General features: G+C 45.2%; 24 protein-coding genes and 1 pseudogene. 15 read left to right on the top strand and 10 right to left on the bottom strand.

Annotation, left to right across the window (positions count from 1 at the left end):
- Positions 1-200: 200 nt before the first annotated feature.
- The 3 genes from rpsI to zapE form a co-directional block, all read right to left on the bottom strand.
- On the bottom strand, positions 201-593 hold the full coding sequence (rpsI, locus tag VT06_RS05185) for a 30S ribosomal protein S9 (protein ID WP_019675270.1): 393 nt from the start codon (positions 591-593) through the stop codon (positions 201-203).
- Between the two features lie 12 nt (positions 594-605).
- Complete coding sequence (gene rplM / locus VT06_RS05180; RefSeq protein WP_046553218.1) at positions 606-1034, bottom strand: 50S ribosomal protein L13; 429 nt, start codon at positions 1032-1034, stop codon at positions 606-608.
- Between the two features lie 217 nt (positions 1035-1251).
- The gene (zapE, locus tag VT06_RS05175; RefSeq protein ID WP_046553217.1) at positions 1252-2343 is read right to left on the bottom strand and encodes a cell division protein ZapE; all 1092 of its coding nucleotides are present in this window, start codon (positions 2341-2343) and stop codon (positions 1252-1254) included.
- A 122-nt stretch (positions 2344-2465) separates the two neighbouring features.
- On the opposite strand from zapE, the gene VT06_RS05170 reads away from it, so the two are divergent.
- The 3 genes from VT06_RS05170 (at position 2466) to VT06_RS05160 (ending at position 5533) form a co-directional block, all read left to right on the top strand.
- On the top strand, positions 2466-2912 hold the full coding sequence (locus VT06_RS05170; protein ID WP_046553216.1) for a YhcB family protein: 447 nt from the start codon (positions 2466-2468) through the stop codon (positions 2910-2912).
- 90 nt (positions 2913-3002) lie between these two features.
- Entirely contained in the window at positions 3003-4355 is a 1353-nt protein-coding gene (locus tag VT06_RS05165) for a Do family serine endopeptidase (protein WP_046553215.1), read from the top strand.
- A 92-nt stretch (positions 4356-4447) separates the two neighbouring features.
- Positions 4448-5533: a trypsin-like peptidase domain-containing protein gene (locus VT06_RS05160; RefSeq protein ID WP_052750174.1), complete on the top strand. Its 1086-nt coding sequence runs from the start codon at positions 4448-4450 to the stop codon at positions 5531-5533.
- A gap of 6 nt (positions 5534-5539) precedes the next feature.
- Here the strand turns inward: VT06_RS05160 and murA are convergent, their stop codons facing one another.
- The 7 genes from murA to VT06_RS05125 are packed head-to-tail and all read right to left on the bottom strand — an operon-like array spanning position 5540 to position 10085.
- Complete coding sequence (murA, locus tag VT06_RS05155; RefSeq protein ID WP_046553214.1) at positions 5540-6799, bottom strand: UDP-N-acetylglucosamine 1-carboxyvinyltransferase; 1260 nt, start codon at positions 6797-6799, stop codon at positions 5540-5542.
- A gap of 8 nt (positions 6800-6807) precedes the next feature.
- Entirely contained in the window at positions 6808-7065 is a 258-nt protein-coding gene (locus VT06_RS05150) for a BolA family protein (protein WP_046553213.1), read from the bottom strand.
- Positions 7066-7073: 8 nt separating this feature from the next.
- The gene (locus VT06_RS05145; RefSeq protein WP_046553212.1) at positions 7074-7367 is read right to left on the bottom strand and encodes a lipid asymmetry maintenance protein MlaB; all 294 of its coding nucleotides are present in this window, start codon (positions 7365-7367) and stop codon (positions 7074-7076) included.
- Between the two features lie 4 nt (positions 7368-7371).
- Entirely contained in the window at positions 7372-8046 is a 675-nt protein-coding gene (locus VT06_RS05140; RefSeq protein ID WP_052750173.1) for an ABC transporter substrate-binding protein, read from the bottom strand.
- Positions 8047-8048: 2 nt separating this feature from the next.
- Positions 8049-8513, bottom strand: coding sequence for an outer membrane lipid asymmetry maintenance protein MlaD (mlaD, locus tag VT06_RS05135; RefSeq protein WP_046553211.1), 465 nt, complete (start codon positions 8511-8513; stop codon positions 8049-8051).
- Between the two features lies 1 nt (position 8514).
- Complete coding sequence (gene mlaE / locus VT06_RS05130; protein WP_046553210.1) at positions 8515-9297, bottom strand: lipid asymmetry maintenance ABC transporter permease subunit MlaE; 783 nt, start codon at positions 9295-9297, stop codon at positions 8515-8517.
- Positions 9294-10085 carry an ATP-binding cassette domain-containing protein gene (locus tag VT06_RS05125; protein WP_046553209.1) on the bottom strand — a complete coding sequence of 264 codons (792 nt, stop codon included), beginning with the start codon at positions 10083-10085 and terminating at the stop codon, positions 9294-9296. The genes mlaE and VT06_RS05125 overlap by 4 nt, the downstream gene beginning before the upstream one ends.
- A gap of 287 nt (positions 10086-10372) precedes the next feature.
- Between VT06_RS05125 and VT06_RS05120 the strand changes: the two genes are divergently transcribed.
- From VT06_RS05120 to VT06_RS05065, 12 genes and pseudogenes are all read left to right on the top strand, one after another.
- Complete coding sequence (locus VT06_RS05120) at positions 10373-11350, top strand: calcium/sodium antiporter (protein WP_046553208.1); 978 nt, start codon at positions 10373-10375, stop codon at positions 11348-11350.
- Positions 11351-11374: 24 nt separating this feature from the next.
- Positions 11375-12343: a KpsF/GutQ family sugar-phosphate isomerase gene (locus tag VT06_RS05115; protein ID WP_046553207.1), complete on the top strand. Its 969-nt coding sequence runs from the start codon at positions 11375-11377 to the stop codon at positions 12341-12343.
- A gap of 1 nt (position 12344) precedes the next feature.
- Complete coding sequence (gene kdsC / locus VT06_RS05110) at positions 12345-12899, top strand: 3-deoxy-manno-octulosonate-8-phosphatase KdsC (protein WP_046553206.1); 555 nt, start codon at positions 12345-12347, stop codon at positions 12897-12899.
- Complete coding sequence (lptC, locus tag VT06_RS05105) at positions 12896-13447, top strand: LPS export ABC transporter periplasmic protein LptC (protein ID WP_046553205.1); 552 nt, start codon at positions 12896-12898, stop codon at positions 13445-13447. The genes kdsC and lptC overlap by 4 nt, the downstream gene beginning before the upstream one ends.
- Entirely contained in the window at positions 13440-13934 is a 495-nt protein-coding gene (gene lptA, locus VT06_RS05100) for a lipopolysaccharide transport periplasmic protein LptA (protein WP_046553204.1), read from the top strand. Before lptC ends, lptA begins: the two co-directional genes overlap by 8 nt.
- Entirely contained in the window at positions 13931-14653 is a 723-nt protein-coding gene (lptB, locus tag VT06_RS05095) for an LPS export ABC transporter ATP-binding protein (protein ID WP_046553203.1), read from the top strand. The genes lptA and lptB overlap by 4 nt, the downstream gene beginning before the upstream one ends.
- Before the next feature lie 46 nt (positions 14654-14699).
- On the top strand, positions 14700-16196 hold the full coding sequence (locus VT06_RS05090; RefSeq protein ID WP_046553202.1) for an RNA polymerase factor sigma-54: 1497 nt from the start codon (positions 14700-14702) through the stop codon (positions 16194-16196).
- Between the two features lie 26 nt (positions 16197-16222).
- Complete coding sequence (gene hpf, locus VT06_RS05085) at positions 16223-16510, top strand: ribosome hibernation promoting factor (protein WP_046553201.1); 288 nt, start codon at positions 16223-16225, stop codon at positions 16508-16510.
- 7 nt (positions 16511-16517) lie between these two features.
- A complete protein-coding gene (gene ptsN / locus VT06_RS05080; protein WP_046553200.1) occupies positions 16518-16991 on the top strand; it encodes a PTS IIA-like nitrogen regulatory protein PtsN in 474 nt (157 codons plus the stop codon).
- Entirely contained in the window at positions 16988-17845 is an 858-nt protein-coding gene (gene rapZ / locus VT06_RS05075; RefSeq protein ID WP_046553199.1) for an RNase adapter RapZ, read from the top strand. Before ptsN ends, rapZ begins: the two co-directional genes overlap by 4 nt.
- Positions 17835-18110 (top strand): HPr family phosphocarrier protein, encoded by a 276-nt coding sequence (locus VT06_RS05070; protein ID WP_046553198.1) that lies wholly within the window; start codon positions 17835-17837, stop codon positions 18108-18110. Before rapZ ends, VT06_RS05070 begins: the two co-directional genes overlap by 11 nt.
- A 238-nt stretch (positions 18111-18348) precedes the next feature.
- A pseudogene (locus tag VT06_RS05065) lies at positions 18349-20628 on the top strand (putative monovalent cation/H+ antiporter subunit A); the annotation flags it as partial.
- Between the last annotated feature and the right edge of the window lie 82 nt (positions 20629-20710).

The following is a 20710-nucleotide window of genomic DNA, read 5'->3' as shown; positions in this document are numbered from 1 at the left end:
TTAAAAATTAGGCCGATCATAATGAAAACCCCTGCTTTACACAAGGTTTAAGGTGAGATGAATAGCTAATATATGCAGATGTTTGCTGGTTAAACAGCAACAAAGCGTTACAGCTCAGGGTTTACAGCTATTCAATATGTATTATCCGTTACAATAAAAAAACCCGGCATAAAAGCCGGGTTTTTGATACGCGCAGCGAATTAACGCTTTGAGTACTGTGGACGCTTACGTGCTTTACGCAGGCCCACTTTCTTACGTTCTACTTTACGTGCATCACGCGTTACAAAGCCTGCTTTACGCAGTGCTGGACGCAGTGACTCGTCAAACTCCATCAGTGCACGGGTAATACCGTGACGGATAGCACCGGCCTGACCGCTGATACCACCACCTTTAACGGTGATGTATAAGTCGAATTTCTCAACCATATCAACTAGCTCTAATGGCTGCTTCACTACCATACAGGCAGTTTCACGGCCGAAGTACTCGGTTAGCGCGCGCTGGTTGATAACAATGTTACCTGATCCAGCTTTTAAGAAAACGCGGGCCGTTGAGCTTTTACGACGACCAGTTCCGTAATATTGATTCTGTGCCATGTTATGCTCCGATTAAATATCTAAAATTTGCGGTTGCTGAGCAGCATGTTGATGCTCTGCGCCAGCGTAAACTTTTAACTTACGGAACATAGCGCGGCCTAATGGGCCTTTTGGCAACATACCTTTGACGGCAGTTTCCAGAACCATTTCAGGTTTTTTCGCGATCAGCTTCTCGAAGCTGATTTCCTTAATACCGCCTGGGAAACCAGTGTGCGAGTAATAAATTTTGTTTTTCGCTTTGTTACCAGTAACAGTTACTTTCTCAGCGTTAATAACGATGATGTAATCACCGGTATCAACATGAGGCGTATACTCTGGCTTGTGCTTACCACGTAAACGGGCAGCGATTTGAGTTGCGATACGACCCAGTGTTTTACCGTTTGCATCAACAACGTACCAGTCACGTTCTACGCTTTCTGGCTTTGCAGTAAAAGTTTTCATCTAAACCTATTCCAAAATAACTTAAGTTACACCTAACATTGCGCAGGGCTGTTGCTAACAATGTCGTAATCGTACCCCTTCGAATACAAAAACTACCGGGCTAACGGCAGTATGAGGCTGTAACGTAGGCCGGGCGCGGATTATATATTAAACAATTCAAAAGATCAGCATTGATAGTAAAAAAATAGCATAATTGTTGAAGATAACGTGCTCATCATTACGGCAAGTGCGGCGAAGCCAGATAGTCACGCGACTGCATTTCCTGTAAACGACTGATACAACGCTTAAATTCAAACTCTAATAAGCCACCATAGTACAACTGCTCCAATGGAACCGTTGCCGAGATAATCAATTTTACCTGTCGCTCATAAAACTCATCTACTAAGGCAATAAAGCGTCTGCTGACATCATCATTGTTGCGACCCATTGGCTTTACCCCGGCTAATAGCACCGTATGGTAACAGCGACTTAATTCCATGTAATCGTATTGGCTGCGGGCACTCTCACACAAGACACTGAAGTTAAACCAGACGATGCCATCGGCTTCAGCCAGCGCCGTCAATTGACGATTAGCTACTTCTATTTCACACTCAGTTTGGCGTGGTTCTGCCGACAGTGCCATAAAATAGCGCTGTAAATTTTGTTCAGCTTCAGCATCCAGTGGATAATGATAGATTTCGGCCTGTTCAAGGGTGCGTAACCTGTAGTCAATGCCACTATCTACGTTAACAATGTGGCAATGTTGTTTAATCAAACTAATAGCGGGTAAAAACCTGACTCGCTGCAAACCATTACGATATAAGCCGTCTGGTTCGATATTCGAGGTGGCTACCAGAATAATATTTCTGGCAAACAACGCTTGCATTAACGTGCTTAAAATCATGGCATCGGTAATATCAGACACAAAAAATTCATCAAAACACACAATATCAGTTTGCTGTTTAAAATTGTCCGCAACCTGCTCCAACGGATTTTTAACCCCTTTTAGATGTTTTAAATCTTCATGTACCCGATGCATAAAGCGGTGAAAGTGAATGCGCAATTTACGTTGGGTAGGTAAACATTCATAAAAGGTATCAACCAGATAGGTTTTACCACGTCCAACACCACCCCAAAAATACAAGCCGGCTACAGGTTGTTGCAAGGCTGACCGCCCAAGCAGTTTTTGCCACCATGATTGCTGCTGAGGCCTATTTTGCACAAACTCATCATATAACCGTTGCAATTGTTTAACGGCGTATTCCTGAGCCGCATCGTACTGAAAATCGGCTTTAGTTAAGTCTTGTTGATATTTTTCTGTTGGTGTCATGATCTCTGGCTGGAAACGTTGTTGGTTTAACGGGCAAAACAGGCAATAATAATAACATGCCTTACCACTCAGGCTAAGAAGTTAAGATACACTGTTGTAAATTTTACTATTTAGGAGTTGATATGGATCTCACGTTTGCCCTGGCGGGTTTGGCTGTTGGTTTAATAGTGGGCGCTGTTTTGGCCAGACTGTATAGTTTAAAGCAGTTTAACAGCCATAAACTGCAACAAGAACTGGATAGCAGCCGGCAGCAACTTAGCCAATACCGGCAAGATGTGTCACAACATTTGGACGTTACTAACCAGTTAATGACCCAGCTACAAGATAATTACTCACGCATTGCCCGTCATGTACAACAATCGAAAATGCAATTAGTGGAGCAACCCGCACCAGCTAAAAATACTGACTTAAATTATTTGTCCACTGACACTGCCGCCCACATTAAACAATCTTTACATCAGATTGATGAAAAGCGCCGGGTATATTCTGCGGTAGATGAGCAACCCCGCGATTACTCTGGTGAAGCAAGCGGTCTGATTAAGGAGCGCACTGCTAAAAAACCAGAGTAATACTTAGTTACATTATGCTGCAATAAGCGCTGAACTTTTTCTATGCCATAACGTTCTTAGTCACATCTTTGTCCAAGAGGCTACAACGTAATGAAAATGAAATTATCTGTATTACACGCTGCCATACTTGCAGCAATGTTAGCGACCTCGGCCAGCCCAGTGCAGGCCGGCTTGCCCTTTTTAAATTCAGATAAAACAGAAATGCCCACGCTGGCACCTATGCTTGAAAAGGCTACGCCGTCTGTAGTACATATTTCGGTAGAAGGCAGCAGAGAGGCGCGTCAGCGTATACCCGAAGCCTTTCGCGACTTTTTCGGACAGCGCGGCCAAGGCGAGCAGCGTCAGGAACAGCCGTTTAGTGGCCTTGGCTCTGGGGTTATTATTGATGCCGATAAGGGTTACATTGTTACCAATAACCATGTGGTACAAGACGCGGATAAAATACTGATTAAACTGAAAGATGGCCGCAGTTTTACCGCCAAAAAACTCGGTGCCGACCCACAAAGCGATATTGCCCTGCTACAAATTGAAGCGAAAAATCTGGTACAAATCCCACTGGCGAACTCAGACAAACTACGAGTAGGCGATTATGCGATTGCTATTGGTAATCCGTTTGGTTTAGAACAAACCGTTACCTCAGGAATTGTTAGCTCGCTTGGCAGAAGTGGCTTAAATATGGACGGTTTTGAAGACTTTATCCAAACCGATGCGGCTATTAACCGGGGGAACTCTGGCGGTGCTTTAGTGAATCTGCGGGGTGAACTTATCGGCATTAATACCGCTATTTTAGGACCTAATGGCGGCAATGTCGGTATTGGATTCTCTATTCCGTCGAATATGATGAAAAATCTGGTTGATCAGATTATTGAATTTGGTGAAATCCGCCGCGGTAGTCTGGGTGTGCGTGGGGGTGATGTTAATTCTGAGCTAACCGAAGCGCTTAACCTAAAAGTAAGTCGTGGCGCATTTGTGAATGAAGTACTACCCGATACCGCCGCAGCTACTGCCGGCATTAAAGCAGGCGATGTTATTATCAGCATGAATGGTAATGCCATTCAAAGCTTTAATGAACTCAGAGCAAAAATTGCTACCTTGGGCGCAGGCCAAAAAACAGAGTTAGGATTATTACGTGATGGTAAAGAGCGCAAAGTTTCCGTAACGTTGCAAGAGTTGGCCAGCGGCCAGGTTGCGGCAAACGAGCTACACCCGATGCTACAGGGCGCCACCTTGAACAACAGCGATAAAGGTGTGGAGATAACTGAACTTGCCGGCGGCTCGGTTGCTGAGCAAGTTGGTTTACGTCAGGGTGATATAATTACCGGAGTTAACCGACAGCGGGTGGCTAACCTGGCGGAGCTGCGACGTATTCTTGAAGGCCGCCAAGGTGTTGCGGCGCTGTACATACGACGCACTAACGACGATCTATATATCCTGCTTCGCTAGTTAAATATGGCTTAAGCAGTAGCTAAGTGGCTACTGCTTAAGCATAAAAAGTGCTATGCTCTTTTCATATTTTGTCCTGCTGCCAGACTATTGTGTTAAAAACGCTGTTCTTCATCCTCAAAAGTATTGCTTATGGCCTGGCGTTAGCGCTGGTTATTTTATTATTTTTCCCCACCCTGACTGGCATTAGTTTGCCTGTTTGGAATAACACCGCTGAGCATACTGAACCTGCCCCTATATCGTATAACCGTGCCGTGAGGCGAGCGGCGCCAGCAGTTGTGAATGTCTATACTCGTAGCAGAGTTATTGACCCTCGCGGTCTTAGCCCGCGCTCTATTGAACGCCAGGAGCTTGGATCAGGCGTTATCATGAGTGCTAAAGGATATATTTTAACTAACCATCACGTAGTATCCGGTGCCGATCATATTGAAATTGCGCTGCAGGATGGTCGTTGGTTAGAAGCCGTTTTAATAGGCCAGGATGTTATTTCTGATTTAGCAGTATTGTACGTTCAGGCTGATAACCTGCCGGTTATCCCGCAAGATAGTGAACTTGAACCTCAGGTGGGTGACGTAGTTCTGGCTATTGGCAATCCGCTCAATTTGGGCCAAACCATTACCCAAGGCATCATTAGCGCTAGTGGTAATAGCGGCCTTAGCTCGCGTGGCTATATCGACTTTATGCGGATGGATGCAGCAATAAATAAAGGTAACTCTGGCGGTGCTCTGGTAAATACTAACGGTACTTTGGTTGGTATCAATGCCGCAGCCTTTCAATTACAAGATCAAGATATTCAGGGGATCTTTTTTGCTGTGCCCTACCAGCTGGCACAAAATATTATGCAAAAACTGATTAAACAAGGCCGGGTTACCCGCAGCCATTTAGGCGTAACAGGCGATGCGGTGGTCAATGCCGCTGGCGACCGGCTAGTCTCTACCGGCCAAAAAATGTATGGCCTTGCCCTAACATCGATTAATCCTGGTGGTCCGGCAGATAATGCTGATTTACAAATTGGTGATGTCATTTTGAAAATAGCAGGAGAGCAATTTGCAGATTCGCGTCAGGCGCTTAATTTAATTGCAGAAACAGCACCTGATACCGCGTTAATGCTGACCATTGTACGCAATGGCCAGATTATTGAAGTACCGACTATAGTGCGCGCATTACAACGCGGGTAAACGCCATTAAACCGCGTCTATCCGTTCAATTTTTGCACCCAAACCTTGCAGCTTATGCTCAATGTTTTCATAACCACGGTCGATATGGTATATGCGGTCTACCAGAGTTTCGCCTTCCGCCACTAAACCGGCAATTACTAAGCTGGCTGACGCACGTAAGTCGGTCGCCATAACTTGGGCAGCCATTAGTTTCGGGCTGTGCTGACACACTGCAGTGTTGCCTTCCAGTCTAATCTTAGCGCCCATTCGTTGCAGCTCAGGTACATGCATAAAGCGGTTTTCAAAAATGGTCTCGGTAACCATGCCAACGCCTTCTGCTACCACATTTAACACGGTAAACTGAGCTTGCATATCGGTTGGAAAACCAGGGTGTGGTACGGTTTTTACATCCACTGAACTCAGTTTTCTACCCGTCATATTCAACCGGATCCAATCTTTACCGGTGCTTATTTCAGCCCCCGCTTCCCGCAGTTTTTCCAGTACCGCTTCTAACTCGGTTGGATCAGCACTAGTACATGTAACATCGCCACCGGTTACCGCTGCAGCAACCAGAAAAGTACCCGTTTCAATCCTATCGGGTAGTACCCGATGCTCACCACCATGTAACGCCCTAACACCTTCGATTTGAATAGTGTCAGTGCCGGCACCGGTTATTTTCGCCCCCATAGTATTGAGATAAAGTGCTAAATCAACAACTTCTGGCTCTCTTGCAGCATTTTCAATAATGGTAATACCGTCGGCTAACACCGCTGCCATTAACAGGTTTTCGGTACCGGTAACGCTCACCATCTCCATAATGATATGCGCCCCTTTAAGACGGCTGGCATGGGCTTTAATATAACCATTTTCAACCAGGATCTCAGCACCCATCTTACGTAAGCCATCAATGTGTAAATTCACCGGCCGGGCACCAATGGCACAGCCACCGGGTAAGGATACTTCCGCCTGACCAAAACGGCTTAATAACGGCCCTAGGGCTAAAATAGAAGCGCGCATGGTTTTAACCAGCTCGTAAGGAGCAAACTGATTATTAATCTGACCTGCGTCCACGGTAACGCTGTTGGTCTCAATGGTAAGAGTGGCACCAAACAGTTGCAGTAGCTTATACGTCGTTTCAATGTCTTTCAATTTCGGCACATTAGTAATAGTGCTGGGCTTTTCAGACAAAATACTGGCAAATAAAATAGGTAATGCGGCGTTTTTTGCACCTGAGATAGTAACCTCACCGTGCAAAGGACCACTGGCAGTAACGCGGAATTGTTGCATATTATGTCTTACATAGGTGGGTTTAAAAGTTTTTCTCTGCGCCATTTTTCTGGCGTAAAGGCTTTAATGCTAACAGCATGAATAGTGCCATCAGCGATTGCACTCATTAGCGGTGCATAAATCATTTGTTGCTGTTTTACCCGGCTAACGTCAGCAAAGCAATTACCCACTGCTGTTACCGCATAATGCGACCCTTCGGCAGTAACATATACCTCGGTCAGCTGCAACTGCTCAGTAAGCAGTTGCTCAATTTGTTTTATCTCCACACTACACCTTAATCTGTTATAGGTAACAAGGCCGTTACGGCACTGACCTTAGCCAGAGCCAATAACTGAGCAGGAACATTGCAAAACGCTATTTGCAATTGCTGCTTACGGGCCAGACCAATTTGCTGAATTAACCAAGCTAGTCCGGCTGAGTCTACATTGCTTAGGGCAGAAAAATCAAAGATTACCTTACCACTGAGCGTATTTAACAGCTTAAAAGGTGAATAGCGCATTAATGTGTCACGATTAAGCTCTCCACTGAACCGTAACGTATTATCTTGATTGGTAATATCTAGCGACACCAGGTTACTCCGGCACTTGTATAGGATCTTTTGCTTTTTCTAACAGCAATTCCGTTACCCGGGCAACACCTTGCTGACGAATAAGATTGCTAAGCTCGGCCCGCTTACTGTCTAACAATGAAATACCTTCGGCAACCATATCGTAAACCAACCAATAGTCAGATCCACGATTGCGACGCAATTTAAAATCGATAGTAATATCCGGCTTGCCAGGATCGATAACCCGGGTTTTTATAGTCATAATGCTTTGATTTTCAGGTGGCCGGGCCGGCTGAATAATCACTTTTTGATCACTATAATAGGTTAATGCACCAGCGTAGGAGGCAACCATATAGTCTTGAAAAGCCGCCACAAAAGCATCGAACTCCTCACGAGGTAACTCTTTTAAATTTACTGTGCGGCCAATTACGGTTAAAGCGGCATAGCGGCTATCAATGTAAGGCACCAGCTCTTCGTTAACAATTAATCGTAAATGCTCTTTATTATCGCTAATTATCTGTTGGTCATGCGCAATCCGCTTGAAGGTTTTATCAGCAACCACCTCCATCATTTTAAACGGGTCGGTATATTGTACTACTTGCTGCACGGCTGCCGTGGCAGCAGTTTCATTGCTAAACGCTGTAACCGGTGCCACGGCTATAGCGACCAACAACAATGCTTTAATTGATATAAATTTCACGGTTAATTCCCTCGGTTAAACAAGAATTGGCCAATAAGCTCTTCTAGCACTATCGCAGAACGTGTGTCCTGAATAGAGTCACCATCAGCCAAAATCTGCACTGTTTCGTCAATAAAACCTGGCTGCAGGCCTAAATATTGCTCTCCTAGCAAACCAGAAGTTAAAATCGCTACTGAGCTGGTTTCTGGAAAATTACTGTATTGCTCATTAATTTCCATTTTTACCACTGGAGTGTAATACACCGTGTCTAAATCAATAGATGCGACCCGGCCTACTACCACACCGCCCACTTTAATAGGTGAGCGGACTTTAAGACCGCCAATATTTTCAAACTTAGCATACAAAACATAACTTTGGCCTGAACCACTTATCCCGGCATTGGCTACTTTTAGTGCCAGCATTAAAAATGCAGCAACTGCCAAAACAATAAAAGCGCCTACTAAAATTTCAATTTTCCGTGTGGTCATTTTATCCACCAAACATTAATGCAGTTAAAATAAAGTCAAAGCCCAGTACGGTTAACGATGCTGTTACTACCGTCTGAGTTGTTGCCCGGCTAATACCCTCTGATGTTGGCACTGCGTCAAATCCCTTGTGCAGTGCTATCCAAATCACGATTACCGCAAATACCACACTTTTTATCAGCCCATTAACGACATCCTGATATAAATCAACATTCGCCTGCATGGTTGACCAATAACTACCACCATCAACTCCCAGCCAGTTAACACCAATTAAATGACCACCAAGGATCCCTACCGCAGTAAACACCATCGCCAGCAACGGCATACTGATCACCCCAGCCCAGAATCGGGGAGCTATAATTCGACGTAACGGATCAACTGCCATCATTTCCATGCCCGATAACTGCTCAGTGGCTTTCATTAAACCAATTTCTGCCGTTAACGCACTACCTGCACGGCCAGCAAACAGCAAAGCCGTTACAACCGGGCCAAGCTCTCGCAATAAACTCAGTGCCACTAATGGCCCTAACATACCTTCAGCACCAAACTTTACCAATACCGTATAACCTTGCAGTGCCAGCACCATGCCAATAAATAAACCTGACACCAAGATTATCAGTAAAGATAACACCCCAATAACGTACAGTTGCTTAACAAGTAATGGCCAGCCTTTTCGAAAATTGGGTTTGCCAACCAGTGCACCAAACAACATCACACCGGAACGACCAAAACCAGCCAGATTATCGATGGTTGAACGCCCCAAATTTTGTAACTTTTCTGTTATCAACGCCTCGGCTCCATTAACTCATCCTCATAGGCCGCAGCCTTATAATGAAAAGGTACGGCGCCGTCGGCCTCACCTAACAAAAATTGTTGCACCAGTGCTGATTTGTCCTGCCGCAACTGCTCGGGAGTACCATGGCCAATAACCTTTTTTTCAGCCACCAGATACACATAGTCAGCAATGCTCATTACCTCGGTCACATCGTGAGATACCACTATAGAGGTTAAACCTAACGCGTTATTCAGCTCTTTAATCAAACGAACAATAACACCCATCGATATCGGATCTTGACCGGCAAAAGGTTCATCATACATGATTAATTCTGGATCTAGTGCTATAGCCCGGGCCAATGCAGCACGACGTGCCATACCACCGGACAATTCGGCTGGCATCAAATCACGGGCACCACGCAATCCCACTGATTCAAGTTTCATTAAAACGATAATGTTAATCAGCGATTCTGACAATCTGGTGTGTTCCCGTATCGGAAAAGCCACATTGTCAAATACCGACATTTCGGTAAACAACGCGCCGCTTTGAAACAACATGCTCATTTTCTTGCGAGCCTGATATAAATCAGCGCGGGACAATGCCGGAATATCCTGGCCATCAAATAATATATGGCCCTGGCTAGGTTTTAACTGACCACCGATCAGTTTCAGCAGTGTTGTTTTACCAATACCGCTTGGCCCCATAATCGCCGTTACCTTGCCGCGACGAACCTGCATACTCATATCATCGTATATCAGATTTTTGCCTCGGGAAAAGCTTAAGTGCTGAATATCAACCATAATATCGGACAAACTGGACTCCACCTGAGCGCAACCGCTGGCGCCGTTATAGGGTACTAATTTTCAGGAAAGCCAATATACATACAATGCTGTATGTTTGCAATTAGCTATGCTGCAAGTTTCAAGTTGTAATATTGTAAACGTGTTGCGCGATAAAGTCGTTACAAAAATTAGTAACAAAGTGTGCGAAAAAATAGGAGATAGCTGAACCAGCAGGTTTTTTTGCAATTACCGGCAATAACACGGAAAATAGCGGATTATAATCCAGTACGTTACAGGACTACCTCGTGTCACCACTTTTTGTTGCTGTCTTTTTTGTTATTGTCGGCTTGGTTCTACTCATCTGGAGTGCAGATCGCTTTGTGTTTGGCGCGTCCTCTATTGCCCGTAATAGCGGTATATCGCCAATGGTAATCGGCCTAACTATCGTCGCTATGGGTTCTTCAGCTCCCGAAATGCTGGTCTCGGCTACTGCCGCCTGGCAAGGCAAGCTTGATACGTCTGTGGGTAACGCCATTGGCTCTAACATAACCAATATTTTATTAGTTATTGGCGCGGCCGCCCTGCTCAAGCCAATAGCGGTATCTTCATTAACGTTGCGCCGCGAGTTCCCTTTACTACTTATTTGTACGCTGTTTGGCTATTATTTATTGTCTGATAACCTGCTTACCCGCAGTGAAGGAATATTGTTACTGGTGGCTTTTTGCAGCTTTTTAGCTTTATTAGTTTACTGGGGTAAACATGCCGCCCCGGATGACCCTCTAATTGCTGAAATTAATGCCGATGTTCCGGTAGTCAGTATTTCTACCGTTAAAGCCGTTTCCTGGATAGTGATAGGCTTATTGCTGTTGCTGGCCAGCTCTCAACTGTTGGTGCATGGTGCCGTGACAATCGCCCGCTATGCCGGCCTAAGTGATTTGGTTATTGGCCTGACTATTATCGCGATTGGTACCAGTTTGCCAGAACTGGCGGCCAGCATTATTGGTATTTTAAAAGGCGAAGATGACTTAGCCCTGGGTAATATTATTGGTTCTAATATCTTTAATATATTGGCAGTGCTTGGCTTAGGCGCAGTAATTGGACCGGATGTTATCGATGCTAATGCCGGTAGCCGTGATAGTTACGTTATGATAGCCGCGACATTAATGATGTTAGTGATGTCGGTGCGTTTCACCCGTATGCAACGAATTAACAGAGTAGAAGGTGCTATACTGCTCGCTTGTTTCTTAGGCTATCAATATTTACTGTTCACTCATTTGGCATAATGTGATTCTACTATGGCAAAGACTATGACAAACACGTTTGGTAATCGGGCGCTGGAAGTTTTGCAAATTGAAGCAGAGGCGGTGCGACAGCTGGCTCAGTATATTAACGCTGACTTTGAACACGCCTGTCAGCTGTTGTTTCATATTAAAGGCAAAGTCATTGTGATGGGTATGGGTAAATCTGGCCATATTGCTAATAAAATTTCCGCGACGTTAGCATCTACCGGTACGCCGGCTTTTTTTGTCCACCCGGCAGAAGCCAGTCACGGCGATTTAGGCATGCTGACTACGGGTGATATTGTGCTGGCTATTTCTTACTCAGGCGAAACAGCAGAAATTTTAACGATTCTGCCGGTAATCAAGCGGCTTGGGATTACCCTTATCAGCATGACGGGTAACCCTGTGTCTACCCTGGCTAAATTATCTGATATTCATTTGTGTGTCCGGGTAACTCAAGAAGCCTGTCCGTTGGGCTTAGCGCCTACAGCAAGCACTACTGCTACCTTGGCCATGGGTGATGCGCTGGCGGTAGCACTACTGGATGCCCGAGGCTTTTCTGCTGATGACTTCGCGTTGTCTCATCCTGGCGGCAGCCTTGGCCGCAAGCTATTACTTCGCCTTACTGATGTTATGCATAAAGACCAATTTGTGCCCGTAGTTCAACGCCAGGCCACCATTAAAGAAGCACTACTGGAAATTTCTGAAAAAGGGCTGGGCATGACCGCAGTGGTAAATAGTGACCACAGCCTGGCAGGTATTTTTACCGATGGCGATTTACGACGGATACTTGATTTGAAGCTAGATATCCACAGCACCCCAATAGAACAGGTGATGACGTCACCCTGCACTACCGCCAGCGCTGATATGCTGGCAGGCGAAGCATTAAAAATTATGCAGCAGAAAAAAATTAATGGCTTGGTTATCATTGATAGCCAGCGTATACCGATTGGCGCCATGAATATGCACGATTTATTACGTGCGGGGATCATGTAATATGTCACTGTTCGACCAGCTTTATCAGCAGGCCAGCCAAAATGTTATGGCCCGGGCCAGTACTGTAAAACTGCTAATTTGCGATGTTGATGGCGTATTTTCAGATGGCCGAATTTATCTTGGTAATAACGGCGAAGAACTTAAAGCCTTTCATACCCGGGATGGTTACGGCATTAAAGCACTGCGTCACGCTGGCATTGAAGTTGCCGTAATAACCGGGCGCACCTCCGCTATCGTCACTGAACGAATGCGCTCGCTAACCGTTCCTTATGTTTATCAAGCACAAGAAAATAAACAAGCAGCTTTTATTGAACTACAACAAAAATTGGCATTAACAGCAGAACAAATTGCTTATATTGGTGATGATTTAGCCGATTGGCAGGTAATGCAACAGTGCGGTTTATCTGTAGCAGTAAAAGACGCTCACCCCTACTTGCGGCTGCATGCGCATTATACAACCTGTTTACCAGGCGGCCATGGTGCGGTGCGCGAGCTGGCCGATCTGCTGCTGATCAGTCAACACAAGTTTCAGCAGTTTGATGGCAGCAGCGCATGAAAAAAACCTTGATGCTACTGGTGCTGGCGTTAGTTTTACTCGCAACGTATCTGTGGTTTAACCCGGCGCAACAAACCGATCCCAATTATGCCGACCGTGAACTGTTACCCGATTATATTGCCGAACAGGTTACCCGTACTCTATTTGATGAACAAGGCTATGTAGCCGATCTGATTAAAGCTGAACGGTTAGAGTTTTTTGAACGACTGGGCTTTACTCAATTTGAACAGCCACAATATACGCTGTTTGATGCAGAGCATCTGCCCGCCTGGCAAGTAACCAGCCAGTTTGGAATTTGGCTACCAGACGATAAAATTATACTGGAACAAGACGTTAGCATTACTAATGTTAATGGCAACGAGCTGATTGACAGAATATACACCGATACCCTTGAACTGTTGTTACCTGCCAAAACATTACACACCAACGCGCCTATAAAAATAATCGGTAAGGGTTTTTATATTAATGGAATTGGCATGCAGGCAGATTTGACAGAGCAAAAACTGCGCATTATCAAGCATCTGGAGACGGTATACTCAAATGAATAACACTACGTTTTTATTTCTTTTTGCCCTACTGGCAGCAAATAGTTATGCCAATGAGCCGGATTACAGCCAACCTATCGCCGTGACCTCTGAAAATAACGAAACGTCTATTAAAGAAAATGTTTCGGTATATATGGATAACGTAGAAGTAAGCCAGGGTAGCTTAAATATTAAGGCTGATCGGTTAGAAATTAACGCCAGTGCGGGCAAAGGTAATGAAATTTTTCTCGCCAAGGGGTCGCCGGTGCAATACAGCCAGCTATTAGATGGTGCTAAACCTGTAACCGCTACCGCAGCAGAAATACGCTATGACAGAGCCAGCCGTACGCTTACGTTAAGTGGCAATGCATCGCTCACCCAAAGTGGTAGCCAGGTTGAGGCAGCGGTGATCCGCTATAACATTGAAACCCAGCAAATCAGTGCAGAAAGTGGTGAACAGAAAAAACGGGTAACCACCATTTTCACACCACAGACCAAGGAAAATCAATGAAGTTAGTGGCAGCGCATCTGGCAAAAAGCTATAACGGCCGTCAGGTAGTAAAAGATGTTAGCCTGGAAGTCAGTGCGGGTCAGATTGTTGGTTTGCTTGGCCCGAACGGTGCCGGAAAAACAACCACTTTTTATATGATTGTCGGCTTAGTGCCATCAGACAAAGGCCACATTACCTTAAATGGTCAGGACATTACGTTTGACCCTATTCACGCCAGAGCCCGTGCTGGAATCGGTTATTTGCCTCAAGAAAGCTCTATTTTCCGTAAATTAACCGTGTACGATAATTTGCTAGCCATTTTGCAAACCCGTAAAACACTTAGCAACACCAAGCGCGCTGAACTAGCTGATGATTTACTGGAAGAGTTTCATATCGGCCATATTAAAAATAATCTGGGGATGAGCTTGTCAGGCGGTGAGCGCCGGCGAGTAGAAATTGCCAGAGCGCTGGCTGCCGACCCTGCATTTATTTTACTTGACGAACCGTTCGCCGGCGTTGATCCCATTTCAGTTCTCGATATTAAAAAAATTATTCAGCATCTGGGACAACGCGGTATTGGGGTGCTAATTACCGATCATAACGTCAGAGAAACCCTCGATGTTTGTGAAATGGCTTACATTGTTAGTCATGGCGAACTTATTGCAGCCGGTCCCCCGCAAGAAGTATTAGTGAATCAGCAGGTTCGGGATGTATACCTAGGCGAGCAATTCAGGCTATAGTTAAGAAAAACAATTAACGCCTGCTTCAGGAGAGAAAAAGACGTAAATGAAACCCTCTTTGCAACTTCGGCTCGGTCAGCAACTTACAATGACACCCCAGTTACAGCAAGCTATTCGCTTACTGCAGCTGTCAACCATGGAATTGCAACAGGAAATTCAGGAAGCATTAGATGCCAATCCACTGTTAGAAAGTGAAGATGAGTTTGAAAGCTTTTCTGCCGACCCTGACAGTTGTAATGTTAACGACAATGATGAACGCTCTTCCTCTGACGAAACTAACGATGCCGCTCAAGAAAACCTGACTGAAATTGCTGAGCGTGATAGCAGCGAATCAATGAGTGAACAAGGCCTGCAAGATGACTTACCGTTAGATAATAATTGGGATGACTTAATCAGTGCGACCTCGGTCAGTGCCGGTTCACCACCTGACGATGATATGGTTTTTCAGGGTGAAACCAGCGAAACACTGCAAGATTATTTACGCTGGCAAATGCAACTTACCCCCTTTTCTGAAACCGACTTAGCAATTGCCGAAGTTATTATAGAAGCCATTGATGAAAGCGGTTTACTCACTATAGATGTTGCTGAAATTCTGGAATCGCTTGGCTTGGCTGATGTTGAAGCCGATGAAGTTGAAGCCGTTATTAAACGTATTCAGTTATTTGATCCGGTGGGCGTCGGTGCCCGCACCATTGCCGAATGTTTATTAGTGCAGTTACGTCAATTTTCGCCGCTAACGCCTTTTTTGCAACAGGCCATGCATGTCATTAAAGAACATACTGACTTTTTAGCCAATCGGGACTTTCGTTCTTTGATGAGGGTGACTAAACTGAAAGAGGATGAGCTAAAAGAAGTGATGCGGCTGATCCTTAGCTTAAACCCAAGACCAGGTGCAGACGTTATTCGCCAGCAACAACAATATGTCATTCCGGATGTATCGGTAAATAAAGTAAAAGGCCGCTGGCTGGTTGAACTTAACCCGGATGCTATGCCCAAAGTAAGAATAAACCAACAATATGCAGTAATGTCACGTACCGCCAAGAACACGGCTGATACCCAATTTATTCGCTCACATCTACAGGAGGCAAAATGGTTTTTAAAAAGCCTCGAGAGCCGCAACGACACATTATTAAAGGTAGCCAACTGTATAGTCCAACAGCAACAAGCTTTTTTTGAACACGGCGAAGAAGCGATGAAACCGATGGTGCTGAATGACGTAGCTGAAATGGTTGGGATGCACGAATCGACAATATCCCGGGTTACTACTCAGAAATTTATGCATACGCCAAGAGGCATTTTCGAACTTAAATTCTTTTTCTCCAGTCATGTTAGTACAGAAAGTGGTGGTGAATGTTCATCAACGGCAATTCGCGCTTTTATAAAAAAACTGGTGGCTGCTGAAAACCCAGCTAAACCGCTAAGTGACAGTAAGATGGCAGATATATTATTAGAGCAAGGTATTAACGTAGCACGGCGTACCATCGCCAAGTATCGTGAAGCATTGTTTATTCCGCCATCAAATCAACGCAAGACCTTGGTTTAGGTCGCCCAAACAAAAGGATAACGTCTATGCAAATCAACATAACTGGTCGTCATGTAGAAATTACTGCTGCATTAAAAGAGTACGTAGACACCAAATTTGCCAAGCTTGAACGTCACTTTGATCATATTAACAATGTACATGTGATCCTAAACGTGGAAAAATTGAAACAGATTGCCGAAGCTAAGCTGCATTTAAATGGCGGTGAAGTTTTTGCGGCATCTGAAGATGAAAATATGTATGCGGCTATCGACCAGTTAATTGACAAACTCGATAGGCAAGTTATTAAACATAAAGAAAAAGTAGCCCGACACTAATTAAATTATGATTAATATAAGCACTATGCTAGCCGAGAACTGCACCAAGAGTGCAGTTCTTTTTAACAGCAAAAAACGAATTCTTGAATATATTGCCGAACTGGCCCATCAGCGTTTACCTGAAATGAGCGAGTACACTATTTTAGAATCACTGATGACCCGTGAAAAACTCGGGTCGACTGGCATTGGTGGCGGTATTGCTATTCCGCACGGCAAGCTAAAAACGGTAACTGAGCCCATTCTGATATTTGTGGTCACCAAAGAGGCTATTGCCTTCGACGCTATCGACAATCAGGCAGTAGATATTTTCTGTGCCATTTTGATCCCGGAAGAGCAATGTCAGGCCCATTTGACTACGCTGGCCGGCATTGCCAGGTTGCTCAGTCAAAAAGAGTTAACGCGTAAAATACGCCACTGCGAATCAAATGAGCAACTTTACCAACTTATTATTAATGCCAGTGAGGCAATGGGCACAACATGAAGCTTTTGGTGGTCAGTGGTCGTTCAGGTTCGGGTAAATCAGTTGCTCTTAGGGTATTGGAAGATTTAGGCTATTATTGCGTTGATAATATACCGGTTAATCTATTACCCACCCTTGCCACAACAGTAATGGGCCAATATGAACGGGTAGCTGTTAGTATTGATGTCCGTAATTTACCACAAGACCCTGACGAACTAGAGGATATTCTCTCGTACCTGCCGCGTAAACTTGAGCTGACTATTCTCTACCTTGATGCAGACCATTCAACGCTAATTAAACGCTTTAGTGAAACCCGTCGCTTGCATCCATTGTCACACCAGGCAATGTCATTAGATGAAGCAATATCCCGCGAACAGCAACTGCTTGACCCTATTTCCAGCCGGGCAGATTTATACATTGATACGACAGAGCTAAATGTTCATCAACTGGCAGAGCAATTACGAGAGCGGATCCTAGGCCAAAAAACCGGTCGATTAGTCATATTATTTGAATCTTTTGGATTTAAATATGGCATTCCTAAAGACGCCGACTTTGTGTTCGATGCCCGGTTTTTACCTAACCCCCATTGGGAACCAGAATTAAAGCCACTCACCGGTTTAGACCAGCCAGTAAAAGATTATTTAGCCTCACAAGCTGTCGTAGCAAAGTATACCTGGCAAATAAATAGCTTTATTAGCAGCTGGTTACCCCATCTTGAACGCAATAACCGAAGCTATCTCACTATTGCTATTGGCTGCACCGGCGGTCAGCATCGCTCGGTTTATATCGCTGAGAGCCTGGCCGAGAGTTACCGTAGCCAGCGCGAAGATGTACAGATACGCCATCGGGAGCTTGTTCGCCATCATGGCCACTAAACTTAGCCGTATTGTTACTATAGTTAATCCATTAGGTTTACATGCCAGGGCTGCCACCAAACTGGCCATGTTATGCCAACAATTTAATGCTCAAATTGAGTTAGTACAAGAGGGTAAAACGGCTGATGCGTCTAGCGTACTGGCGCTACTGATGTTGGCCAGCAGCAAGGGAAAATCACTAGAAGTTACCGCTCAGGGCCCAGATGCAACCGCAGCATTGACCGCCGTAACCACACTCATTAACAACGGATTTGACGAAAACTAATAAACAACTAACTGCTCCTTTTCGGTGATTTATTACCTGCCACTCCAGCTTGATTAAGTGTATTTCCCCGCTATTATCTGCTAGCATAACCTTTGGTTAAAACTATTTTTTGCCGGAGAATTAGGGGTTTGCAATGCAGTTATCATTATTGATAACTGCAATGCGTTATAAGTACACCACGTTAATAACAGGTGTGCTAAATCTCTCAACGTTGGCTTTTCATCGCTAGGAGACGCTCATGGTAATGATAGCCGTGCTGTCATGTTTTGTACTCGCCGCTTTAGCACCGCGGCTGCATTCACTTACCGGCCGCCAGACTGGTTGGTTGCTCGCATTATTACCGGCGGCGATATTTTTATACTTTGCCAGCTTAATTCCATTAATAAGTAGCGGTGAAACCGTGCGCCATGCTTATCAATGGCTTCCCAGTATGGCCATTCAATTTAGCTTTCTGGTCGACGGCCTGTCTTTATTATTTGTGTTATTAATCAGCGGCATTGGTTTTTTTATTCTGGCTTACGCCGGTCGTTATCAGGAAGGGCACCCAGCACTTGGCCGCTTCTTCTTGTTTTTACTTGGCTTTATGGGTTCCATGCTCGGCTTGGTATTATCTGATAATCTTATTTCACTGTTTGTATTTTGGGAGCTAACCACCATAAGTTCCTTTATGCTGATCGGCTTTAATCACGAAGACGACGATACCCGCAAAAAGGCGCACCAGGGTTTAATGGTAACGGTTTTTGGTGGCCTGGCCTTAATGACAGGCTTTATTATGTTGGGTATGGCAGCCGGCAGCTTTGAACTTAGTGAAATATTAGCGGGGCCAAGCCTAACCGAACACAGCTTGTATCTGCCCATGCTAGGCCTGATATTGCTGGGTGCTTTTACTAAATCAGCACAAACGCCTTTTCACTTTTGGCTACCTAATGCAATGGCAGCGCCCACGCCTGTTTCAGCTTATTTACATTCTGCTACTATGGTAAAAGCCGGTATTTATTTATTAGCCAGGCTGCACCCCACTCTGGGCGGTAGTGCCAGTTGGCTAACCATCCTGACTCTGATTGGCGCACTAACTATGCTTACCGGCATTATTCTGGCCAGCAGATCAACCGGCATTAAACGCGTATTGGCTTATTCAACGGTAATGGCGCTTGGCACACTAACGATGCTACTTGGTCTGGGTACTGAGAAAGCAGCGCTGGCAGCGGTAACCTTTTTACTGGCACACGCCCTTTACAAAGGCGCCCTGTTTATGATTGCTGGCATTCTTGACCATGAGGCAGGTGTTAAAGATTTTCGCGATGTGTCGGGACTGCGTCGGTTAATGCCCAAAACCACGCTGGCGGCTATGCTGGCAGCACTATCGCTGGCGGGTGTTATTCCGCTATTTGGTTTTATCGGCAAAGAGTTACTGCTAGAAGCCGTTTTAAGTGGCTCTCGCTGGCAACTTGGTCTGACTATCGCCACGGTAACAGCCAATATTTTTGTGGTGTTAGTGGGTGCTCTACTGGCATTAAAGCCCTGGTTTGGCAAAACGATTACCACGCCTAAAGCGGCTCATGACCCTGGCCCGGCATTATTAGCCGGGCCACTAACATTGGCGGCTTTAGGTTTGCTGTTCGGTTTAATGCCCGCTATTCCGGCGGATTATTTGTTGCGTGCTGCAGCAAGTGCTGTTTATGGCGAACCAGTTTCCGGCACTCTTGCACTATGGCACGGTATTAATTTACCCCTAATGCTTAGCGTGTTAAGCCTGTCGCTTGGCCTGTTACTATACCGGTTTTGGACTGGCTGGCGAGAACACACCATTTTCATTGAGCGGCTTAGTCAGTTTGGCCCCGAGGCCGGTTACAATAAACTGATGCAAGGCCTGGTCAGCTTTTCAACCTGGCAAACTAAAACCCTGCAAAATGGCAATCTGCGGCATTACCTGATAACTACACTGGCAACAGTTGTGTTATTAGTGGGTTGGGCAGTACTGCGGCTAGATAAGATAGCACTTAATATTGATTTCAGCGGGTTACAACTTCAAGAAGTTACCGTGGTTGGTTTACTACTGATCACCGTTTTAGCGGCAGTCACCGCAAAATCTTTCCTAGTATCCGTTGCCTTGATTGGCGCACTGGGCTTTGGCGTTGCACTAATTTACGTGTTCTTTAGCGCCGTCGATGTCGGCATTACCCAGGTACTTGTAGAAACCATAACCGTGCTGTTACTGGTGTTGGTGCTGTATCGCCTGCCTGAGTTCAGACAACTGTCATCCAGAGCCAACCGGGCTCGCGATGCCACCATTGCGTTGCTGTCGGGTGGCCTAATTACTGTATTAATATTATTGGTTACCAATGCCAGTTCAATGAACAGCATTTCCAGCTATTTTCTGGAAAAAAGTGTCAGTGAAGGCTACGGCCGTAATGTGGTGAATGTCATCCTGGTCGATTTCAGGGCGCTCGACACTCTCGGTGAAATTTTTGTATTAGCACTGGTTGCCATAGGGGTTTACTCCATGATGCACCTGCGTACTGGCGTCTTACCAGTAACAAATGCTGATAAACGTCATGCTGTACAAAAACAGCGTGAAAAATCGGCCAAAACAGGAGTTA

Source organism: Arsukibacterium sp. MJ3 (assembly GCF_000987765.1).
Lineage (GTDB): Bacteria > Pseudomonadota > Gammaproteobacteria > Enterobacterales > Alteromonadaceae > Alishewanella.
This window is presented reverse-complemented; position numbering and strand designations above follow the sequence as displayed.